This window comes from Rickettsia endosymbiont of Urophora cardui (genome assembly GCF_964030725.1).
Lineage (GTDB): Bacteria > Pseudomonadota > Alphaproteobacteria > Rickettsiales > Rickettsiaceae > Rickettsia.
Window position 1 is genome coordinate 584,519 of sequence record NZ_CAXIPY010000007.1, and the last position, 19,805, is coordinate 604,323.

The window sequence follows — 19,805 nt, forward strand, 5'->3', positions numbered from 1 at the left end:
ACAACAATCCGTAAGAAAATGATAAAATATGGTCATAAACCTTATGGATTTCAGTCAATGCCAATAGACAACATTATCAAATCGCAAGAACAAGGGAAACTGTTTGGTTATAAATTAAAAGAAGAATTAAACCCAAATAATAAGCTATATAAATTAAGAGAATTAATAAATTGGTCTAGGCTCGAAGAGTGGTTATCAAAAAATGTTTGTATTAAGAAATTTGGTAGAAATAGAAAATGTCATAGAGTGATGCTTGGCATAACGATGCTACAAGCAATGTATAATTTTTCAGATTCATTATCAGAGGAAGAGCTAAAAGAGAATATGTATTGGCAGTATTTCTGCGGGTGGGAATATATAGAAAAAGACATAGCTATCTCGGAAACTAGTATACGACGGTTTCGTAGTGTATTAGGTGAAGCTGGATATAATGAGATATTATCGGAGTTGATCAGGGTTGGGATAAAAACTAACACAATTAAAAAAAAAGATTTGGAATTAATCATCGCTGATACGACTGTACAAATTAAGAATATCAAACACCCACACGATGTTTATTTAATGGATAAAGCTAGGCTTAGCATAGTAAAGCTTTGCAACAGTTTGGGTATACATTTGAATGAAACATACGCTAGAACCTATAAACGCGATATAGTAAAGCTATGGAAATATAAAGAACATAGTAAAGCCAAGAAGCGTTGGAAAATAATGAAGCATTTAAAAATATTACTGGGTCGTTTGATTAGAGTATGTGAGCGTGAGATCAAAAATAAGCAATTAAACTTGTCTCTCAAAAATCAAGAAGTATTGCAAAAAATAAAACAAATACATAACCAATCTGTTTTAAAAAGAGAAGCTAAAAAGCAATATAAAGAAGATAACAAAGTATTATATAGTTTTCATGCCCCTGAAGTAGAGTGTATAGGAAAGGGAAAACGCAACAAGCCATATGAGTTTGGCAATAAAGTAGCGGTAGTAGTAAGTGGTCGTAGAAATTTTGTTTTATCCGCAAAATCGTTTCATAATAATCCTTATGATGGTCATACATTGCATCAGAGCTTTGAAGCAGTAGAGAGTGTCACTGGAATCAAGATAAAGAAATCATTTGTTGATCTTGGGTATAGTGGTAGCAATGTAAAGGAGAAGAGTAAGGTATATACCCCAAAAACGCGGAAGAAGTTGTTACAAGAGGACAAGTCTATGATCAAGAGACGCAGTGCCATAGAACCAATAATAGGTCACTTAAAGCAATATGGTCGGATGGGTAGAAACTTCTTGAAAGGTATGATAGGAGATATTATCAATCCAATAATCTCTGCTATTGGTTTGAATTTACGATGCATTGCAAATCATTTACAAATCGTGTCTAACTCCACATAAATCAAAAATATCATCATGCAAAAACTAGATGAACGATAAAAAATCGTTAACAATAGCTCCATATCAAAATTAGACCAACACAGAAATGTATCAGTAAAAATTAACATAACTTATTAATTTTTATTGAAAATCTTAGCAATTTGTTGTCAAAACTCTATCCCATTACAAATGATCAGGATTTGAAGTGTTTTTGGCGGATAGACTAGGCTAGCATTGCGGGGTTAGGGGCAGTATATTCAAAAGCTTATTTATGCAACAAAGCCATGGATAGAGAAGATTAACTCAATGGTGCACAGAGTATACTCTAAATCTTTAGATATAAAAAAATTAACAATAAAGCAATTACAAGAAATTGAGGATTTTTTAAATAATTTACCAAGAAAAGTGCTCGGTTATAAAACACCCAATGAGGTATGGGAAGAAAATATAAATCTGGCTTAATTAATACTGGAATTTACCATAGAACTTTCCCTTTCACTGATCTCTGCACCATATAGCTCATGAATCTGAATCTTAATGTCAGAGAGGCTCATCCCTTTAGCATATAAGGATAATATCTTCTGATCTAATCCATCAATCCTAGTCTGACGTTTTGGTACTAGTACAGGAGCAAATTCAGCATTTCTATCACGTGGTACTTCAAGTTCCAATACTCCCCCTTCAGTAATGAGGCTTTTTTTGCCTACACCATTTCTGCTGTTTTCAGTCTCTAGCCTACCATATTTGCTATAACCAAGATGCTCATCCATCTCAGCTTTTAAGGCTCTTTCAAATATATTCTTTGTTAACTGCTTTAACATCCCGTCTTTGGCAAAAAAACTCGTTAAATCAGTATCTTTATCTACTAGCAAATCTACTGTTTGTTTTATCTTCTCTTGGTTAGTGTTACTCATGTTATTCCTGATAAATTATATTATTGTTAATATAACATATCCTAGAAATTTACACACTTAGTGAGACAGCACCTGCTGAGATTTTAAATAACATGCCAAGCAAGATTTTTGGTTATAAAACACCCAATGAAATTTGGGCAGAAAATTTATAGGTTCTGTTCTACTTAGTCCTTGAATTTTCAAAAAGAGGCATCTCTACTATAATCATTGACTTTACGGTTTGAGCTATAATCATGATAGAACTGTTGTTGCGATGTCTGCGTTGATATCGCCGATCACTGCAGATTCATTATCTTCAAAAAATATTCTACAATCTCCCGGTATGTCCTCAGCACCACCAGGGAAAAGCGTAGCATATTTTTGATCAATACGATATAGTAACTCGTTTAACGAGCAAGATTCATGCAACGGTTCTACATTAGGACGCAAAATATAAATACCATCCTTTAGTCTATGCACCTTATCAAGTAGGTTGTAATCATACGTCCCACCGCCTAATATTTTATTTTCTACTGAGTCTATATCTCTATTAAATTGTAAAGTAGTAATATTACTCTTATTATCAGGATTTGATGCAATAATAGCTGTATGGCCTCGCACAAGGTAAATATCACCAGGTTGGATTAATTTTAATTGTTCATCTTTGATATCACCTCTTAAAAAAGTAACGGGATTATAATGATATTCATTGCCTGGGTTAGAATATGCTGCCTTCATAGTGATAGTACTTATACTTTCAACTTGTTCGGTAGTAAGGTATGTTGCTTTACCTACAGATGTCGAACAATCTTCAGCACCAAATAATAATTGCTTTTTAAAATCACGTTGAGCACCATATTGATAATCTCCAAACAGCATCATGCTCTGTGTAGAAGAGAAAGGATAAGAGTACGGTATCAAGTCATCCGGTAAGTGATAGCTAGTATTACGACAAGAGAATGATGTAGCCGCACCAACCATACTGTCTTGCTTTTTATTACAAGTGGCAGCAAGACTCGCAAGCAATACTGAACTGACAGAAGGATTCTCATTACCCCAATATGTCTGTTCACTTGGCGATTGTAAAGTTGGGAGCTCACAAGGGTCAATAGTATTAGTTAATTTATGATAAAATTTACCATCATTTATTTGGCTAACTAACGTCTCCTCTTGACTCTCTGCCCAGTGTTTAGCCATATTAAGTTGTAAGTGAGTTTTATTAGTCTTTATAGGATATCCTATATTACTTAAGTCTTGATCTTTTAAATAGTTATTAATTACTATACTAGTACCATTAAATTCTTTTAAGCTTTGTGTAAACAGTGTGACTAATTCTGCATCTGATATATCAGTATGTTGTTCACGATATTCAAGAATAATCTTTTGTATTTTATCTTGACTATCTTTTGTGTAGAAGTTAAGATTTGATCTTACAGACACTATAAATTTTGCCCCTGATTGTCAGTTAAATTTTGACTGTCAGATACATATTCAAGATACAAGATTTCATTATTCTTTTCAACAGCTAATTTCTTACTATCCTTAAAAGTTTGCATAGGAGTTTTTCCATAACAATATTTACCAGAATGAGGTCTTTCATTATTGAAATACTCTAGCCAGATATCAAGATCTAATTGTAGGTCATCAAGAGCTGTATAAATCTTTTTCCGCATAGCTGTATCAAAGAATTCTTGTTTCATGGTTTTATTAAAACGCTCACACATACCGTTTGTTTGAGGAGAATATGCTTTAGTAGTAGTATGCTCTATACCTTCGATACTTAGAAATAATTCAAAAGCATGATGCTCTATATTCCCCTTATATTCTGACCCACGATCTGTCAGAATACGAAGTATTGGTATCCCTTGAGTCTCATACCATGGTAACACTCGGTCATTAAGCATATCAGCAGCAGTTAAAGCTGTTTTATCAGTATATAGTTTAACATCAGCTACTCTGCTGTAGCTATCAATAAATACCTGAGAATAAACCTTACCTATACCCTTAAAGTTGCCTACATAATATGTATCTTGGCATCCTAGATACCCTGGATGCTGTGTCTCAATTTCTCCATGAGCTTCTTTTTCATTACGACGCTTCTCTAGCACTTGTAATTGTGCCTCAGTAAGCACAATACCATCTTGAGCCATTTTTGCTTCTAATGCTTTAAGTCTTTTACTGATGTTGTTTAAATCATTACGTAACCAAATTGATCTTACTCCCCCAGGTGATACAAGTACACCTGTCTTTTTAAGCTCATTTGATACTCTTAGCTGACCATATGCTGGATATTCTATTGCCATATCTAGTACTGCTTTCTCTACAGCAGGATCAACTCTATTCGCTATTATTGGCTTTCTTCGACTAATTTCATACAACGCTTCTTCGCCACCAGTTTCATACAGTTCTTTAAATCTGTAATAACTATCTCTACTATATCCCATCGCTTTACATGCTGATGATATACTACCAAGGCTCTTAGCTAATTCAAGTAAACCTAATTTTGGTTTTATTATTTTTTGATTTAAGTTCATTCTTTATCTCCATTTAATAATTAATTTATTTTACTAAATGTAAGATATAATCTCAACTATTACAGATTAACACGTACTGATAATATTGTAGGTGCATTCCATTTCCTGATTGGTAACTCTTGTAAATGAACTAATTCTTCAGCTAATTTTTCTTTTCTACAGCTATTGCGCTTTTCTTTAATTTGTGTAAGGAATAATTCATAAGCTTTTAAATCAACAAAATTACGTGATCCACGTAATAGCAGATGTTGATTCACTGCTTGCTTAAATGTATCATGACTTTTTTCAACAGAACCATTTTCATGACTGACGCCTGGATTATTTCGCGATGGTGCAAAATTGTAATAACCAAGCAATTCTTGCCATCTTTCTGTAAATTGTCTACTATTACCACATTGCTTGGTAGCTGCACTTAAATTATCTGTACGATGCTCTGGTAAAACTCCACCTAACTCCCATACAGCTTTTTCAAACCCTGATGCTAATATATCAAAACTTTCACTATGGCATATGCTAAAAGTTTCCCAACATGAATAAGGCAACATAAAATGAAATAGTAAGTGAGGATATGGTTGCCCACCAATACAAATACCCAATTGATTCATATTGGTCCAATCAGACTGACTCTGTTTGCCAGGAAGAATATTTTGTAAAAAGATTACTGTCTTATCCTTACCATGTGCAGCTCTCCATTGTTTTAACCTTTTCTGCAAACAGCGTAATTGCTTCCCATTATAATTCCCATGATACTTTTCTGTCAAATATGCTAATATGGTAGTTGCTTGCAACTCCGGTGCTGATTCTAGCATTGATTCTATTTCATCCCAGTGCTTCACAAATGGATCCTTACGTGTCCTATATTTACGTATTGTGCGTAATTCGCTTGGATACTTATTAATACGTAAATACTTACGTGCCGTTTTTACACTCATACCTGCTTTTGCAGCAGAAATTATCTGATTATATTTTTTGATCTTTTGCATTAAAATACCTACTTGGTTATTTGTACATGTTATCAGTAATTCTCGAATAATATTTAAATATTTAAAAATAAATTTTTATTCGATTTTACTGTCCATAGTTACTTCTTTTTTATAGGTAATTTTAATGTTCGTTGAGGGTAATTCTAATATTCGTTAGTCAATTATCAAAAAAGTTTTAATTATACAATACTTACGCTATGTTATTATAAATAAGCTTAAAAACCCTTGATGTCAAGGTACGTTTTTATAGTGCATCACTTCATAAGATCCCTGAATGCATGGGAATTATGCGACACATAGAGTAAGTCTTGTTATATTCTCTTTACTGCACAGGTATTTCCTTACCATTTTGGTCTTTGAGTTCAATTCTAGGCAAAATAATGGTCAAGATGCCATTTTTTAGCTTAGAAGAAATGGCATTTTGATCAATATCATCATACAGAGAGATAACATAATTAAATTTTTTATTTAAATGATCAGTAGCACTATTTGCTTTAGTATCGTCAATGTTAGCTTCAATAAAAAGCTTATAATTATTTACTTTAAGTTTAATGTTGTCCTTATCATATCCTGGTATTTCTAGGACTAGGATATATTGTTTATCTTGAGTAATTAATTTACTTTTTATAGAACTTGAGTCATAGATAGATAATCTATCATCAAATATGCTATTCCAGTAATAATCAAAGGCAGAGAAAGGACGATTAATAAAATCTAATGGATGACGTAAATAAATAGTATTAGTATAATGATTACTATTTGATGTTTTTTTATCCTCAGCCGCAATGGTTGGATTAGCCAATAAAATAACAGTAATGCAAGTTATTAAAAATTTAATATTGTTGTATAACATAATTACCTTCTTTTACTTCAATTTGACTATATAACATATAAGGTTAATTTATAGAATTGTAACATAATTATATATCTAAACTAGATATAGTTTTAGAATAGAAAAATTCAAGTAATTATTCATGACGCTTATATCCTCCTAGGAATCTAATAAGGTATAAAAATAGGTTAATAAAGTCTAGATATAAGTTAAAAGCAGCTACAATAGACATTTTTTGTGCTAAATGATTGTCAGTATTAGTGAAGTAAAAAGATTTAATTTTTTGAGTATCCCAAGCTATTAGCCCAATGAAGATGATTACTCCTAGAAAAGAAGAAGCAAAATACACAGCAGGACTTTGCAAGAAAAGGTTAACCAGTGCAGTAAGCAGTAATCCAACAAGTCCCATTACAAAGAAAGAACCCCAAGAAGTAAGATCCTTATTAGTGCTATATCCATATAAGCTCATTATACCAAAAACAGCAGCACAAATAAAGAAAGTTCTAGCAATAGAGATAGTAGTGTAAATAAGAAATAGGTACGATAAAGACATGCCTACTAGAGCTGCATATATCCAAAATAAAGTTTGAGCTGATTGGATAGATGGTAAATTCCAGTATTAATTAAGTGTAATAGTTGAGATTATATCTTACATTTAGTAAAATAAATTAATTATTAAATGGAGATAAAGAATGAACTTAAATCAAAAAATAATAAAACCAAAATTAGGTTTACTTGAATTAGCTAAGAGCCTTGGTAGTATATCATCAGCATGTAAAGCGATGGGATATAGTAGAGATAGTTATTACAGATTTAAAGAACTGTATGAAACTGGTGGCGAAGAAGCGTTGTATGAAATTAGTCGAAGAAAGCCAATAATAGCGAATAGAGTTGATCCTGCTGTAGAGAAAGCAGTACTAGATATGGCAATAGAATATCCAGCATATGGTCAGCTAAGAGTATCAAATGAGCTTAAAAAGACAGGTGTACTTGTATCACCTGGGGGAGTAAGATCAATTTGGTTACGTAATGATTTAAACAACATCAGTAAAAGACTTAAAGCATTAGAAGCAAAAATGGCTCAAGATGGTATTGTGCTTACTGAGGCACAATTACAAGTGCTAGAGAAGCGTCGTAATGAAAAAGAAGCTCATGGAGAAATTGAGACACAGCATCCAGGGTATCTAGGATGCCAAGATACATATTATGTAGGCAACTTTAAGGGTATAGGTAAGGTTTATTCTCAGGTATTTATTGATAGCTACAGCAGAGTAGCTGATGTTAAACTATATACTGATAAAACAGCTTTAACTGCTGCTGATATGCTTAATGACCGAGTGTTACCATGGTATGAGACTCAAGGGATACCAATACTTCGTATTCTGACAGATCGTGGGTCAGAATATAAGGGGAATATAGAGCATCATGCTTTTGAATTATTTCTAAGTATCGAAGGTATAGAGCATACTACTACTAAAGCATATTCTCCTCAAACAAACGGTATGTGTGAGCGTTTTAATAAAACCATGAAACAAGAATTCTTTGATACAGCTATGCGGAAAAAGATTTATACAGCTCTTGATGACCTACAATTAGATCTTGATATCTGGCTAGAGTATTTCAATAATGAAAGACCTCATTCTGGTAAATATTGTTATGGAAAAACTCCTATGCAAACTTTTAAGGATAGTAAGAAATTAGCTGTTGAAAAGAATAATGAAATCTTGTATCTTGAATATGTATCTGACAGTCAAAATTTAACTGACAATCAGGGGCAAAATTTATAGTGTCTGTAAGATCAAATCTTAACTTCTACAAATTAAGCCAGATTTATATTTTCTTCCCATACCTCATTGGGTGTTTTATAACCGAGCACTTTTCTTGGTAAATTATTTAAAAAATCCTCAATTTCTTGTAATTGCTTTATTGTTAATTTTTTTATATCTAAAGATTTAGAGTATACTCTGTGCACCATTGAGTTAATCTTCTCTATCAATGGTTTTTGCCATGGAGAATAAGGATTGCAAAAATATACTTTTCGTTCAGATTTTGGCAATAGTTGTTCATGATTGGTAAATTCTTTGCCATTATCTAGTCCGTCCGCCAAAACTCTAAAAGCCTTATAGGCAATAGGGTTTTAAGGCAAAAATGCATAGTAAAATCCATAAGAAAATGAAAGGTTTTATATCAAAAGCTTATGGAAATACAAAAAAATGACAATAAAAAAATGAATGCATTTTGGGAAATAGTGTGGTTTTTAATACAAAAATTTAAAATCAGCCCTCAAAATTAGAGTAATTTGCTCTAAAATCGCACTATTTTTGGAAATTAGTGACACAAGTGATATTTTTTAGAGTTTTGGCGGAGGGACTATCTAACGTTATGCTTTTGATTATATGCGACAATTGTTTAAGTTTTTTATTCATGTTACCAATCACATCTTGTGTTCTTTTTGAACGGTTTAAAGTGAGAAACACTTTTTGTGTTCTGATATCCACAAGAGCGCCTATATTACGACTTTGATTACCTTTGTTAAAAGTTAAATCACCTTCTAAATGACCTATTGCTGCTATCTTTCTATTTATCTCTGGTCTTTCAGTAATGGAAACTCGATTTGGTATTGTAATTCTTTTGTTTCTGATTCTTGTACCATGATGCAACCTATTTTTCCTTTTTCTTGCTAAAGATAAATATAATTTTTGCCTTTGTGCTATAGGAGATGTATAAATAAACTGGTATATACTCTCTGTAGAAATATTGACAGTATCTCGTGATAGTTTACGTCTACCTGAAATTATATCTGGTGAAATACCCTGTGTTAACTGCTTTATTATTTCTGCTCGTAAATTATTATCAATATCTAATTTTCTTTTTCTCTTACCTTGCCTTAAACTGCAAGCAAGTGTGTTAGCCCTATCTGGTCTATAATTATGCCTCATTCTCTTGAGTTCATAACATATAGTGCTTTTATCACGGCCAATCTTTGTCCCTATATATCGCGAGCTATAACCACTCTTATTCATTTCGTATATTTTAAATCTTTCATCTATCGTTAAATGAGCCATGATATATCTATATTTAAATGATGCTCCTCGCAGCAGAGCTAAGAGGTATCTAAAAAAGTTTTAGTTGTTTCTTATCAGGAGTTTCGCACTTAGCAAAATTGTGTATTAGTTAGAAGCCATTTAATGTTGTTCTGAATTGATGTTTTTATAACTTCCCAAGTTTGTTGATATAAAGTAATGTTTTCATTTATCCTCCTTTTGTTCATATCAAGCCAGGCCAATACAGCAAGGCAAATATGATTTCTTTGAGCTCGACCCGTGCGTGCCTGACAGCATTCAATACCACAAGTTTGTTTCAATTCTCGATGATAAACTTCTATAGACCAACGCGCCTTAACAATTTTCTCTATTTGCTCACGTGTAGGATTCTCTAAATTAGTTGTTATGTAATCAATGCGACCATTTTTTGCCACAAACTTAAATACCGTAACCCAACCGTATCCACGTAGGTGAATTTTTAGCCCTTCATCGGGAATCTCTAAAGTTTCCAAGCTAACATTACGATTAACTTTTCTATTTTTTCTTAGGTTGGTAACCCATATCCAACCTAAATTACGTATATGTTTTAAATTATCCAAACCACTATACCAAGCATCCATAACTATAGCATCAGGCTTGATACCTCTTTCTTTAGCTAAAGTAAGCATATCACAAAAATGCTCGTTCTTTGTTTTACCATCAGTTTCTTTATCATATATTCTATAATCTACAGGAGTAGATTGATCAATTTGAGTATTGTAATGCAGTAAGTTTACCATTCCTATACCAGGTATAACATCATGTACAGCCCCAGAATATTGATAATTTACAAGCTCGATCCTCTTACTGTATTGCTTTGACAATAAGGTGTCATCTCCTACTAATAAACAAGGATCTTCCAGATCAATATATTTTGACACTTTGCTATAGATTTCGCTAGGGCGAAAATCCTTACTCTTTAACCATCGACTTGCACTATCGTGCGATAGATCTAATGGACTTACTTCAGATAATGCTTTGCTAGTATATCTTACACTACTTGCTTGTAAGAATGATTTATATAAATCTTTGCTACATTTTGATCTTGTCATTTTTATCTAAAACTATTTTTCTCTAGATTAGCATATTATTTGCTAAGTGCGAAACTCCTGCTTATGATATCACGAAGCAGAGCTTCGGGGAATTAAACCCTGAGAGATTAAAAATTGATTATATCTGGCTTAATTAATTATAGAACTTTCCCATCGTAAATTCAAACCAATAGCAGAGATTATTGGATTGATAATATCTCCTATCATACCTTTCAAGAAGTTTCTACCCATCCGACCATATTGCTTTAAGTGACCTATTATTGGTTCTATGGCACTGCGTCTCTTGATCATAGACTTGTCCTCTTGTAACAACTTCTTCCGCGTTTTTGGGGTATATACCTTACTCTTCTCCTTTACATTGCTACCACTATACCCAAGATCAACAAATGATTTCTTTATCTTGATTCCAGTGACACTCTCTACTGCTTCAAAGCTCTGATGCAATGTATGACCATCATAAGGATTATTATGAAACGATTTTGCGGATAAAACAAAATTTCTACGACCACTTACTACTACCGCTACTTTATTGCCAAACTCATATGGCTTGTTGCGTTTTCCCTTTCCTATACACTCTACTTCAGGGGCATGAAAACTATATAATACTTTGTTATCTTCTTTATATTGCTTTTTAGCTTCTCTTTTTAAAACAGATTGGTTATGTATTTGTTTTATTTTTTGCAATACTTCTTGATTTTTGAGAGACAAGTTTAATTGCTTATTTTTGATCTCACGCTCACATACTCTAATCAAACGACCCAGTAATATTTTTAAATGCTTCATTATTTTCCAACGCTTCTTGGCTTTACTATGTTCTTTATATTTCCATAGCTTTACTATATCGCGTTTATAGGTTCTAGCGTATGTTTCATTCAAATGTATACCCAAACTGTTGCAAAGCTTTACTATGCTAAGCCTAGCTTTATCCATTAAATAAACATCGTGTGGGTGTTTGATATTCTTAATTTGTACAGTCGTATCAGCGATGATTAATTCCAAATCTTTTTTTTTAATTGTGTTAGTTTTTATCCCAACCCTGATCAACTCCGATAATATCTCATTATATCCAGCTTCACCTAATACACTACGAAACCGTCGTATACTAGTTTCCGAGATAGCTATGTCTTTTTCTATATATTCCCACCCGCAGAAATACTGCCAATACATATTCTCTTTTAGCTCTTCCTCTGATAATGAATCTGAAAAATTATACATTGCTTGTAGCATCGTTATGCCAAGCATCACTCTATGACATTTTCTATTTCTACCAAATTTCTTAATACAAACATTTTTTGATAACCACTCTTCGAGCCTAGACCAATTTATTAATTCTCTTAATTTATATAGCTTATTATTTGGGTTTAATTCTTCTTTTAATTTATAACCAAACAGTTTCCCTTGTTCTTGCGATTTGATAATGTTGTCTATTGGCATTGACTGAAATCCATAAGGTTTATGACCATATTTTATCATTTTCTTACGGATTGTTGTATTACTTCTTGTCTTAAAACCATATTATCTATAAGGCTTGTAGAGTTTTGGCGGACGGACTAACTCTTTTAAATGAACTAATTCTTCAGCTAATTTTTCTTTTCTACAGCTATTTCGCTTTTCTTTAATCTCTCAACCTGAATTCTGGATTAGCTCATTTTGAGATATAGCAGGTTTGTTAGGTTTCATACAGTATGCAATTAGGGCGGATAAGATATGTACAAAGGCATTCCAAATTGATCTATGTCTTGTATGTTCGATCTCGAAAGCACCCTTCAGCACACTAAATACTGTTTCGATAATTGAGCGTTTGCGTAATAATATTTTTTCAAATAATGGCATAAGTTTATTCTTCATTTTCTTCTTTATGCCAGTTACTAACTTGATTCCTTTGCTGTATAGATCATCAAAGAGCTCCTGTTTGATATAACCCTTATCGCCAAACAATAATCCCGTGATATGTTTGGTGATTATCGAAACCGGCGCTCTATCATCTACATTACCAGGCGTTAGTTTTAGACCTTGAATCTCACCTTTTTCGTTAATAACCAAATGTAATTTTAGACCAAAAAACCAACTTTTTGTTGTTTTACCCAAAGCAGCAATACCGGCAAAGACTTTATTACGAGAGATTCTTTTTCGATGACAAACCTCTAAAGATGTGGCGTCAATATAAGAAACTCCCGTAGATTGAGCTGCCTGCATATACCATTCAAGTAATAAAACTAAATAACTCAGAACTCTTGGTTTTAGAGCTATAAAACGAGTATATGATGGAAGAGTTACAAAGTCTGATTTATATAATTGTAGATAGGACATATAAAAATATTTAAAGTTTTTACAAGGTGATTGATGGTATAAAAGCACTATTGTTAACAGCTCAGAATAGCTTATTTCAGGCTTTCTTGTAGGGTTTTTATTAATTAATGGTAGAAATGATTTATTAATCCACTGCTCGCTAATTTTACAAAAATCATCGACAAAACAAAATAATGCAGTAATATCTTTCTTCATGGGGATACTCTTGTTTTTTTGCTAAAAATTATATAGAGTATCTTCTATCCCTTGTAAATACTTACTTCCAAACCTAGATTAATACGTAAATACTTACGTGCCGTTTTTACACTCATACCTGCTTTTGCAGCAGAAATTATCTGATTATATTTTTTGATCTTTTGCATTAAAATACCTACTTGGTTATTTGTACATGTCATCAGTAATTCTCGAATAATATTTAAATATTTAAAAATAAATTTTTATTCGATTTTACTGTCCATAGTTACTTCTTTTTTATAGGTAATTTTAATGTTCGTTGAGGGTAATTCTAATATTCGTTAGTCACTAATCAGATTCTTACTAAAACTACCATTCCTCGCATTCTCAGTTTCAGCTCTATCATACTTGCTATAACCTAAATGTTCTGACATCTCAGCATGCAGTGCTCGCTCTAAAATACCCTTGGTTAATTCCTTAAATGATGCTCCTCGCAGCAGAGCTACGAGGTATCTAAAAAAGTTTTAGTTGTTTCTTATGATATCACGAAGCAGAGCTTCGGGGAATTAAACCCTGAGAGATTAAAAATTGATTATATCTGGCTTAATTAATTATAGAACTTTCCATCTAAAAAAGTTTTAGTTGTTTCTTATGATATCACGAAGCAGAGCTTCGGGGAATTAAACCCTGAGAGATTAAAAAAAGTGGCGAGTGTATCAATCTATAATTTTATATCAAATAATTTACTTTAAATTGTAGAAATATCGCTTTTAAGCTGATAAAAGCACTAAATATTTAACTTTAAATATAAATTTTTACTTTAGTCAGAAAAATTAGAATTTTTGTCAAAACTTCAGTTGTCATCAATTCTGCAAGACTTAATTTTCCTATTCTATGCCTTTGCTGATTTGTTGATAATAGACGGTGTTCTATCCATTCTTCATATATTTTACAAAAATTATCTACTAAATAATATACAGTTATGATATATCTTTTCATGTTGAGTTACTGATCTTTTATTAAACAAATCTATCATAACTCCACATTAATCTCCTTTAAACCCTTTATCTATAAGCTTTCTATCTATCCCTTATCCTAAATTACTGAAGTTTTGACAAAAATTCTAATTTTTCTGACTAAAGTAAAAATTTATATTTAAAGTTAAATATTTAGTGCTTTTATCAGCTTAAAAGCGATATTTCTACAATTTAAAGTAAATTATTTGATATAAAATTATAGATTGATACACTCGCCACTTTTTTTAATAAAAATTGTTTGTCAAAACTTCAGTAAATTAGCGTTTATAATCAACGTTTCCTTTTTGATCAAAATAATATAATAATAATCCATTTGCAGGATGTTATTCTACTATTTCTAATAATTCTAGTTTGTAGGTATCATCTAGTGATGCTAGTTTACTCTATTTTTTAAGGGCTTAAGTGCTTTAGCCGGTTTTAATAATTCCGGTGTTAAGATGAATTTAGTTTTTTTCTCGATATTTGATAGAAAAAACAAATGAAAATTGTGCGGATGATGTATTACCGCATATTTATCCCATTCAGGATATTGTCTATTTAAATTTTCCTTTGGGTTATAGGGACCATAAACTTCTATATCACCAAATTTATATTTTTTTAAAGGCAATAATTCATGATCATAAAAGAAATCATCAGGGTATTGAGTGTGTGTTTTTATATTAGCATGAATAAATTCATTTTTTTCTTTTTGAAAAGTAAAAATATCAATGCAGCCTTTTTGACATATTTTATAAGCTAGATCATGAGAAATAGAATAACCTAGTTTTTGAAACTCTGGAAATATTTGTTGTAACCTTATCTCATCTTCCTGCATTATGCCAATATCAAGATCATCATCATAAGGTATTATCCCTTGATGACGAACTGCTCCAAGCAAGGTGCCTCCGTCTATCCAATAATTAATATTGTGCTTAGTTAACAACTCATGAGTATCTTTCATAACTTGATAGAGTGAGAGAGTTGTATTCTCACTCATTCTATATTTTTTTACTTCTTCATCGGTTGGCACTTTATAACGCCAATCATGCTCAAGCACGTGAGTATAAAAAAATATACCAGCAAAAAGCAAGAGAATAGAGCCTAAAATATTTTTAGGTGAGAATACTGACTTTAATTTCATCATTTGTTGGTTTGAATTTTACTTCTTTTGCTGATGTAACATTTTTTAAATCTAATGACAATTCTTCGGATAATTCAATGCCGCTAACTTCAAGCAATTGTACTTCTGCCTTTATAGATAGATTCTTTTCAGCTTTAAATTTTCTAACATGATCTAAAATCTCAAGCAATCCTTCCGGCTGTTTTGCATCTATTTTATAGTTTAAATTACCATAATTAATCCAATTACCTTTAATGTGAACAGAATTTTCACTATATAATATTTGATACAGCTCCTCAGTAATGTGTGGCATAAATGGTGCAAATAGTTTAAGTAAGGTTTGCATAACGTGATAAAGCGTTAATATGCTGCTATATTGTCCGCTAGGGTTTTTATTTTCTTCATTATAAGCACGTGTTTTACTGATTTCTAAATAATTATCACAAAATACTGACCAGAAAAACTTTTCCGTTAAATGCATAGCGTTAGCATATTCATAATTTTGCAACTCGTTTGTTGCATTATTTACTAGTTCTACTAACTTATTAATTATCCACTGATCGAATTCATGAGTAATTTTTTCTTTCACATCTATAAGATTTGTTTTTTTATCTTCATCAGATAATTTATCAAAATGCTGCGAGACAAATTTAGCAGCATTCCACAGCTTATTAACAAGCCTTTTACCATTTTTCATTACGTCTTCTGAATAGGCAGTGTCAGCTCCTAATTTCGAATTAGCTGACCAATAACGTATAACATCAGAACCATATTGCTCTAGCAATTTTTCCGGTACTAATACATTTCCTTTAGATTTAGACATTTTACTACGATCTTCAGCCAAGCACCAACCACTAACCATGATATTTTTCCATGGCAGAGTATTTTGATGCAAATGAGCTTTTAAGATAGTATAGAACGCCCAAGTTCTAATAATCTCATGTGCTTGTGGTCTTAAATCCATTGGGAACAATTTATCATGCCTATCCTTATTCACGGCAAACTCATCAGAAATACCCCAGGTTGAAAGTTGTGGCGAAACAGAGCTGGTTGCCCAAGTATCCATAACGTCTAAGTCGGGTTCTACTTCATCTTTGCTATAGCCAATAGGCAAATCCTTTAAAGGATCAACAGGTAACTGCGAAATATCAGCATATAAAATTTTCCCCTCTTCGCCGATTCTTTTAGAATACCAAACAGGAAATGGCACGCCAAAATAACGCTGCCTGCTTATACACCAATCCCATGATATGGCATTAATCCAGTTGTCTAAACGAATCTTCATATTTTTAGGATGCCAATTTAGTTCGTTTGCTCTTTTTAGCTCATCTTTATGCGATATAATTTTAACAAACCATTGTGGCACAGTTAGTACCTCAAGAGGTGCACCTGAACGCTCAGCACATTTAACAGTTTGGGTAATCTCTTCTTGCTTAACAAGCGATTCTTGCTCTTTTAAAATATCTATTATCTTTGCTCGAGCTTCTTTTATTTTTAAGCCATCTATCCCAATTTCATGAGGGAAATCTATCGTACCTTTTTTGGTAATAATAGTGTTTAAAGGTAGATTATGTGTTTTCCACCAAATAATATCCGTTTGATCACCAAATGTGCAGCACATAACAAGCCCTGTGCCTTTATCTTGCTGCACTAACGGGTCAGCTAAAAGCGGAACTTTAACATTAAACAGCGGAGTGACGGCAAACTTTCCTGCTAAATGCTGATAACGTTTATCGTCTGGGTGATAGAATACAGCAACGCAAGCAGGTAATAGTTCAGGTCGTGTAGTTGCGATGGTAAATTCATCATTTGCTTCAGTTTTAAATGTAATATAGTTCATGAATGAGGTTTTTTCCTTATCCTCAATATCAGCTTGAGCAAGGGCTGTGCCATCTACTGGATCCCACAAAATTGGCTGATTATTACGATAAACCGCACCTTTTTTTACTAAATCAAGAAAAGACATTTGTGAGATTTTACGAGATAGCGGACTGATTGTTTGATATTCTAAATTCCAGTCTACCGATAAAGCGATTTGATTAAACAAGCTTCTAAATTTTTCTTCTTCGCTTGCTACTACCTCATTACAAATATTTATGAATTCTTCTCTGCCCATATTATACGCCTTGACTTGTCTTTGCTTTTCAACAAGCCGCTCGGTCGGCAGTCCGTTATCATCAAAGCCCATAGGGTAGAAAATGTTTTTCCCCATCATACGCTGAAAACGTACTATAAAATCAGTCTGTGTATAGCTGTAAACATGCCCGATGTGAAGTTGTCCCGAAACAGTCGGGGGAGGCGTATCTACGACAAATGTTTCATCTTTAGTGATATTCTCATCGTATGCATAAATTTGCTTTTCTTGCCAAATCTGTTGCCATTTTTTTTCGCTTTCGATAAAATTATAATTTTTCGGAAATTCTTTCATAAATGTTTCTGCTAGTTTAAATAACTAACGTTATAAAGATTATATTTAATTATGACAATAACACGTTGCTTTTTTTGAGGAGGATATAAATTATACAGCAAACTACGGTACAATTAATTATTTTTTACAATTGAGCGGATAAGGGTTTCTTTTAGACCAGTCAGCTCAGCAATAACAGGAATTTTGAAACCTTGAGAGAACATCTTTTTTGCTATCATTACTGCCTTATTATACTCACCTTCCCGCTTTCCTTCTCGTTTTCCCTCATCTATATATACATCTGCTATAGTTTTCATAATGTTATCCTTGTGTTGCGGTGATAAATATTTATCAAATACTTGCACTAATCTCGGTTGTTGCTTTTTTGAGATCTTTGCATCAGTATACCATAAAAACGATTTTAGGTAAATATAACTTTTTTCTTTATCATGACTAACGAATATTAGAATTACCCTCAACGAACATTAAAATTACCTATAAAAAAGAAGTAACTATGGACAGTAAAATCGAATAAAAATTTATTTTTAAATATTTAAATATTATTCGAGAATTACTGATGACATGTACAAATAACCAAGTAGGTATTTTAATGCAAAAGATCAAAAAATATAATCAGATAATTTCTGCTGCAAAAGCAGGTATGAGTGTAAAAACGGCACGTAAGTATTTACGTATTAATAAGTATCCAAGCGAATTACGCACAATACGTAAATATAGGACACGTAAGGATCCATTTGTGAAGCACTGGGATGAAATAGAATCAATGCTAGAATCAGCACCGGAGTTGCAAGCAACTACCATATTAGCATATTTGACAGAAAAGTATCATGGGAATTATAATGGGAAGCAATTACGCTGTTTGCAGAAAAGGTTGAAACAATGGAGAGCTGCACATGGTAAGGATAAGACAGTAATCTTTTTACAAAATATTCTTCCTGGCAAACAGAGTCAGTCTGATTGGACCAATATGAATCAATTGGGTATTTGTATTGGTGGGCAACCATATCCTCACTTACTATTTCATTTTATGTTGCCTTATTCATGTTGGGAAACTTTTAGCATATGCCATAGTGAAAGTTTTGATACATTAGCATCAGGGTTTGAAAAAGCTGTATGGGAGTTAGGTGGAGTTTTACCAGAGCATCGTACAGATAATTTAAGTGCAGCTACCAAGCAATGTGGTAATAGTAGACAATTTACAGAAAGATGGCAAGAATTGCTTGGTTATTACAATGTTGCACCATCGCGAAATAATCCAGGCGTCAGTCATGAAAATGGTTCTGTTGAAAAAAGTCATGATACATTTAAGCAAGCAGTGAATCAACATCTGCTATTACGTGGATCACGTAATTTTGTTGATTTAAAAGCTTATAAATTATTCCTTACACAAATTAAAGAAAAGCGAAATAGCTGTAGAAAAGAAAAATTAGCTGAAGAATTAGTTCATTTAAAAGAGTTACCAATCAGGAAATGGAATGCACCTACAATATTATCAGTACGTGTTAATCCAAGCAGTACAGTTAGTATTTTATCTGTAGCTTATTCTGTGCCTAGTCGCTTAATAGGTTATACTTTAAAAGCTTATATTTATTCTGCAGAAATAGAGCTTTACTATGGTAACAAATGTTTACAAAAAATGTCTAGAATCAGCAATGGCTATGTTATTGATTATAGACATATTATTGATAGTTTAGTACGTAAACCTGGAGCATTTGTTCAATATCAATATTATGAAGCTTTATTCCCACGTGCTATATTTCGTCAGGTATATGACCAGCTTATCTCTATATATCCATATAAAGGGCATAAAATATATCTTAAAATATTACAATTAGCAAAAATGTATGGAGAATTGAATGTGGAAAGTTCTATAATTAATGAAGCCAGATATAATCAATTTTTAATCTCTCAGGGTTTAATTCCCCGAAGCTCTGCTTCGTGATATCATAAGAAACAACTAAAACTTTTTTAGATACCTCGTAGCTCTGCTGCGAGGAGCATCATTTAAATATAGATATATC

General features: G+C 32.4%; 16 protein-coding genes and 5 pseudogenes. 4 read left to right on the forward strand and 17 right to left on the reverse strand.

What is annotated here, in order from left to right:
• The first annotated feature begins 18 nt into the window (after nucleotides 1–18).
• Both AAHI98_RS17105 and AAHI98_RS17110 read left to right on the forward strand, forming a co-directional pair.
• On the forward strand, nucleotides 19–1,380 hold the full coding sequence (locus AAHI98_RS17105) for an IS5 family transposase (protein WP_342224717.1): 1,362 nt from the start codon (nucleotides 19–21) through the stop codon (nucleotides 1,378–1,380).
• A 258-nt stretch (nucleotides 1,381–1,638) separates the two neighbouring features.
• Nucleotides 1,639–1,821: pseudogene (locus tag AAHI98_RS17110) on the forward strand (IS30 family transposase); the annotation flags it as partial.
• Here the strand turns inward: AAHI98_RS17110 and AAHI98_RS17115 are convergent.
• The 6 genes and pseudogenes from AAHI98_RS17115 to AAHI98_RS17140 form a co-directional block, all read right to left on the reverse strand.
• The gene (locus AAHI98_RS17115; RefSeq protein ID WP_342225980.1) at nucleotides 1,818–2,273 is read right to left on the reverse strand and encodes a transposase; all 456 of its coding nucleotides are present in this window, start codon (nucleotides 2,271–2,273) and stop codon (nucleotides 1,818–1,820) included. The pseudogene AAHI98_RS17110 and the gene AAHI98_RS17115 sit on opposite strands and share 4 nt — an antisense overlap.
• Nucleotides 2,274–2,504: 231 nt before the next feature.
• Entirely contained in the window at nucleotides 2,505–3,692 is a 1,188-nt protein-coding gene (locus AAHI98_RS17120; RefSeq protein ID WP_342225979.1) for an RP439 family protein, read from the reverse strand.
• The gene (locus tag AAHI98_RS17125; RefSeq protein ID WP_342224693.1) at nucleotides 3,692–4,786 is read right to left on the reverse strand and encodes an IS481 family transposase; all 1,095 of its coding nucleotides are present in this window, start codon (nucleotides 4,784–4,786) and stop codon (nucleotides 3,692–3,694) included. The genes AAHI98_RS17120 and AAHI98_RS17125 overlap by 1 nt, the downstream gene beginning before the upstream one ends.
• A gap of 59 nt (nucleotides 4,787–4,845) precedes the next feature.
• The gene (gene istA / locus AAHI98_RS17130; protein WP_342225978.1) at nucleotides 4,846–5,769 is read right to left on the reverse strand and encodes an IS21 family transposase; all 924 of its coding nucleotides are present in this window, start codon (nucleotides 5,767–5,769) and stop codon (nucleotides 4,846–4,848) included.
• Nucleotides 5,770–6,091: 322 nt separating this feature from the next.
• Nucleotides 6,092–6,622 (reverse strand): Hsp20/alpha crystallin family protein, encoded by a 531-nt coding sequence (locus AAHI98_RS17135; protein WP_342225551.1) that lies wholly within the window; start codon nucleotides 6,620–6,622, stop codon nucleotides 6,092–6,094.
• A gap of 115 nt (nucleotides 6,623–6,737) precedes the next feature.
• A pseudogene (locus tag AAHI98_RS17140) lies at nucleotides 6,738–7,193 on the reverse strand (Bax inhibitor-1/YccA family protein); the annotation flags it as partial.
• A gap of 100 nt (nucleotides 7,194–7,293) precedes the next feature.
• On the opposite strand from AAHI98_RS17140, the gene AAHI98_RS17145 reads away from it, so the two are divergent.
• Nucleotides 7,294–8,388, forward strand: a complete 1,095-nt coding sequence (locus AAHI98_RS17145) for an IS481 family transposase (RefSeq protein ID WP_342224693.1) — start codon at nucleotides 7,294–7,296, stop codon at nucleotides 8,386–8,388.
• 32 nt (nucleotides 8,389–8,420) lie between these two features.
• Here the strand turns inward: AAHI98_RS17145 and AAHI98_RS17150 are convergent, their stop codons facing one another.
• The 11 genes and pseudogenes from AAHI98_RS17150 to AAHI98_RS17195 all read right to left on the reverse strand — a co-directional run bounded on the left by AAHI98_RS17150 (nucleotide 8,421) and on the right by AAHI98_RS17195 (nucleotide 18,242).
• Nucleotides 8,421–8,708, reverse strand: coding sequence for a hypothetical protein (locus AAHI98_RS17150; RefSeq protein WP_342225081.1), 288 nt, complete (start codon nucleotides 8,706–8,708; stop codon nucleotides 8,421–8,423).
• A 262-nt stretch (nucleotides 8,709–8,970) separates the two neighbouring features.
• A pseudogene (locus tag AAHI98_RS17155) lies at nucleotides 8,971–9,666 on the reverse strand (IS30 family transposase); the annotation flags it as partial.
• 89 nt (nucleotides 9,667–9,755) lie between these two features.
• Nucleotides 9,756–10,736 (reverse strand): IS701 family transposase, encoded by a 981-nt coding sequence (locus tag AAHI98_RS17160; protein ID WP_342224656.1) that lies wholly within the window; start codon nucleotides 10,734–10,736, stop codon nucleotides 9,756–9,758.
• Between the two features lie 129 nt (nucleotides 10,737–10,865).
• Complete coding sequence (locus tag AAHI98_RS17165) at nucleotides 10,866–12,209, reverse strand: IS5 family transposase (RefSeq protein WP_342226575.1); 1,344 nt, start codon at nucleotides 12,207–12,209, stop codon at nucleotides 10,866–10,868.
• 150 nt (nucleotides 12,210–12,359) lie between these two features.
• Nucleotides 12,360–13,241, reverse strand: a complete 882-nt coding sequence (locus AAHI98_RS17170; protein ID WP_342226576.1) for an IS982 family transposase — start codon at nucleotides 13,239–13,241, stop codon at nucleotides 12,360–12,362.
• 44 nt (nucleotides 13,242–13,285) lie between these two features.
• Nucleotides 13,286–13,441, reverse strand: coding sequence for a hypothetical protein (locus AAHI98_RS17175; RefSeq protein WP_342226577.1), 156 nt, complete (start codon nucleotides 13,439–13,441; stop codon nucleotides 13,286–13,288).
• Nucleotides 13,442–13,564: 123 nt separating this feature from the next.
• Nucleotides 13,565–13,699 (reverse strand): annotated as a pseudogene (locus AAHI98_RS17180) (transposase); the annotation flags it as partial.
• Between the two features lie 370 nt (nucleotides 13,700–14,069).
• Nucleotides 14,070–14,219 (reverse strand): annotated as a pseudogene (locus AAHI98_RS18915) (IS982 family transposase); the annotation flags it as partial.
• Nucleotides 14,220–14,630: 411 nt separating this feature from the next.
• Nucleotides 14,631–15,380: a LicD family protein gene (locus tag AAHI98_RS17185; protein ID WP_342226578.1), complete on the reverse strand. Its 750-nt coding sequence runs from the start codon at nucleotides 15,378–15,380 to the stop codon at nucleotides 14,631–14,633.
• Nucleotides 15,349–17,784, reverse strand: a complete 2,436-nt coding sequence (locus AAHI98_RS17190) for a valine--tRNA ligase (RefSeq protein WP_342226579.1) — start codon at nucleotides 17,782–17,784, stop codon at nucleotides 15,349–15,351. The genes AAHI98_RS17185 and AAHI98_RS17190 overlap by 32 nt, the downstream gene beginning before the upstream one ends.
• Nucleotides 17,785–17,897: 113 nt before the next feature.
• On the reverse strand, nucleotides 17,898–18,242 hold the full coding sequence (locus AAHI98_RS17195; RefSeq protein WP_342226580.1) for a hypothetical protein: 345 nt from the start codon (nucleotides 18,240–18,242) through the stop codon (nucleotides 17,898–17,900).
• Nucleotides 18,243–18,340: 98 nt separating this feature from the next.
• Here AAHI98_RS17195 and istA (AAHI98_RS17200) point away from each other — a divergent pair, with 98 nt between their 5' ends.
• On the forward strand, nucleotides 18,341–19,726 hold the full coding sequence (istA, locus tag AAHI98_RS17200) for an IS21 family transposase (RefSeq protein WP_342226581.1): 1,386 nt from the start codon (nucleotides 18,341–18,343) through the stop codon (nucleotides 19,724–19,726).
• The last annotated feature ends 79 nt before the right edge of the window (nucleotides 19,727–19,805 follow it).